Annotated in this window: 1 pseudogene; it reads right to left on the bottom strand. The window is 66.6% G+C overall.

Features of this window, described 5'->3' with window-relative positions:
• Window positions 1–428, bottom strand: a pseudogene (locus EOA29_RS40245) (phosphoribosylamine--glycine ligase); the annotation flags it as partial.

Raw genomic sequence — 428 nt, 5'->3', positions numbered from 1 at the left:
GGCATGGAAGATCTCGGCGCCGTCGCTGGCGGCCTCCTCGAGACCGCGAATGACCGAACCCTTTTCCGGGGTGCCGGGATAGCCCCTCGCCGCCATCACCACGGTCAGCGCCGCCTCGTCGCGCCAGCGGATCGAGGTATGCGCGAGCTGGCCGTCGACGGCGGCGTTGAGCAGCACCAGGAGATCGTCCTTCAACCGCATCATCAGCACCTGGCATTCGGGATCGCCGAAGCGGGTGTTGTATTCGATCAGCTTCGGCCCCTTATCGGTGATCATCAATCCGGCGAAGAGGATGCCGGCGAACGGCGCGCCGAGTTCGGCCATGCCGCGCATGGTCGGCTCGATGATCTCGCGCATAGTGCGCTCGACCATTTCCGGCGTCATCACCGGCGCCGGCGAATAGGCGCCCATGCCGCCGGTGTTGGGGC

Origin of the sequence: Mesorhizobium sp. M1E.F.Ca.ET.063.01.1.1, assembly GCF_003998155.1 — a bacterium.
Classification (GTDB): domain Bacteria; phylum Pseudomonadota; class Alphaproteobacteria; order Rhizobiales; family Rhizobiaceae; genus Mesorhizobium.
The sequence above is the reverse complement of the archived record's forward strand: the minus strand, read 5'-3'. Positions and strand labels throughout refer to the sequence as shown.